Source organism: Campylobacter concisus (assembly GCF_902460545.1).
Taxonomy (GTDB): Bacteria; Campylobacterota; Campylobacteria; order Campylobacterales; family Campylobacteraceae; genus Campylobacter_A; species Campylobacter_A concisus_AE.
Window position 1 is genome coordinate 1 of record NZ_CABPUE010000013.1, and the last position, 2,591, is coordinate 2,591.

Annotated in this window: 1 protein-coding gene; it reads left to right on the plus strand. The window is 31.9% G+C overall.

What is annotated here, in order from left to right; genetic code table 11:
* Positions 1-65 precede the first annotated feature (65 nt).
* Positions 66-2,591 (plus strand): Mbeg1-like protein (locus FZ949_RS09165; RefSeq protein ID WP_148790367.1); only part of this gene is annotated, 2,526 nt, incomplete at its 3' end.

Sequence of the window (2,591 nt, forward strand, 5' to 3'; positions counted from 1 at the left end):
TAAGCGGTGGAAACAAATTCATTCTAACAAACAACAAATTCATAAAAGCAAACAAGGACAAGTAAGTGCAAACTAAAAAATCAAATAAAGAGCTAATAAATTGCTTTAAAGACTATATTGATATAGCTGATGCAAGTTATGCAATGCTTCATAATGTATTTGAGAATGAAAGAAATGGACTTGATGAGCTTTATGATAAATTTGGTAAAGATAATGTCCCTGAAAACATTGTAAATTCTTATAGAGAAGATGAAAAGAAAAAACCTATTTGGAGATATGCAGATGATATTATCAAGGGTGACACAATAGAGGAGCTTTCTGAGAAAGCAAAAAACAATGGTAGGAATTTTGGTGATCCTACCGCTTATGCTTTAGCAATTGAAGCTAGGTTTATGGCAGATAAAATAGTAAAGAAACCAGTTGGGGCAAATGGAGAAACAAAAGATACTCAACTCAAAAATGATGTAAAAAATTTTATAGCTTTGGTACCAGATCAGCCACCCTATATCTTTTATAAACCCGAATCCCTCTCCCCTCGCACAAAACTTTTTGTTAATCGCTATGAGCTAGTAAAGCACATACCTAATCAAAAATCAGGTTTTAGCTCAACTATATTTTATGACACGCTTAAGTCAAACTATATCATAGGCTTTAGAGGAACAGAGATGAAAATAAATGATCTCTTAGATGATGCCTTTATGGCTATCACATCAAGAGCGCTTATGCAAATATCTGCTTTAAAATCACTTCAATCCTCTATGCAAGAAGCTATAAATTCTCATAGTCAAAACTTAAGTGGTTTAGATAACACTGCCAAAGATATCATCCTATCAGGTCACTCATTAGGAGGTCATCTAGCTCAAATATATGCAGTAACTTTCAAAGATAGCGGAGTAAAAGAACTTTATACTTATAACGCTCCAGGAATTTATGGTGGCATATTAGCTTCAGCTTTTACTTGGAGCTTAAGGCTTCTTAGCTTTGTAGCCAAAGCCATAGCAAAAGGTGCAAGATGGATAGCAAGAGTCATAGACAAAGATGGCTTTATAGGAAAGATGGTAGGCTCAGTCTTTAATAAGATAAAAGGTATGTTTGGCTTTAAAGATGATAAGAGCAGCGTAGATGAATATGTAGATGTAGTTAAAAATAATGAACAAGCTCAAAAGACTCTTGCAGATAAAAAGGTTAGCTCTAATATAAATAAAGCTAGCAAAGAAAAAGATATAGACATAGAGATACATCACGTAGAGAGCGTTAAACAAAGTATCAATAGAGATGAAGATAGCTTTTCAAAAGATGTAGCTGTTTTGATAGAACCTACCTTTTCAGTCATATCTGATCTAGGCTATAAACTAGGCATAGATACAACTGGCGAAGTAAAGTATGAAAATACCGAGAATAGACACTTGGTGAATATATTAATTAGATCTCACTTTTTAAAAGAGAGCGTTTTGGTTTTATATATGCTGTGCTATCTTTTAGAAAATAAAGAAAATGAAGCCAAGATAGAAGGCAAAGATATAGCTGAAGCACTTGACTATCTAAATGAATATATCCAGTCGCTTAAATTTAAACTAAAATGCATAAGATCGAAGTTAAATTTGGATGTAAATATAGATGATATAAGTGATGCTTCTATGCTAGATACGCCTTTATATATCTTTTATGCTTATTTAAATCTCTTTTACGAATATGGCAAATTTAGTGATGAAAATTTCAAGCAAGATATGGTCGGGTATATAATAGAAAATTTAGGCAGCATCATAGATAAAAATAGCAACAAAGAGGCACATCTAGTAAAGATACTAGATATAGATGATCTAGATAAACTAGATGCGACAAAGATAGTAAGTGATGCTAGAGCTGGCGATATAGATATGCTAGTGGCTATTTGTGCTTTGAATTTATTTGTATTTGAAAAAAAGATAGACGTAAATGAGCTTGGTAAATACTTCTCTTATAGCAAAAACATCTATAAAAATATAACGATACTACGAGATAATAGAGTGGATATAGCAGAGGCTAGCATCTTCGTAAAAGATAGAATAGATATGCTAAAGAGCATAATAAATCTAAAATACGCGGATTTAGTAAAGCTAAAAGAAAATGAAAATTTCTTGGCTAGCATAGACTCTAATGACATAAGCTCTAGCGATGAAGCCATAGTAATAGCTAATAATAAATCCGCTCAAAATAATGATGATGTAGCTTACAATAATAAAGTAGCAACCGATGATATAAAAGCTCTTATGAATGAGAGCGTGGGAAGTATCTTTTATAAAAATAACGATACTCTTAGTGTAAGTGCAGTAGATAAAAGTATAGTCGATGTTGAGGTATTAAAAGAGATATTTAAGCTAGATAGCAAAAATATGAATCAAAGGATATATCTAAACTCTGCTCTTTTGTCTAAAGCCAATGAAGAGGAGGATTATCCACTTTATTTTAAAGATGAAAAATATAATAGTGATGAGAATATACCTCTAAATTTTACTCATCAGCCAAGAGATGAGGATAAAGATATAGGAAGGCTAAGTGTTGCTTATAGAAATTCTCAAGCAAATATATTAAATTATTCACTATTAAATAAG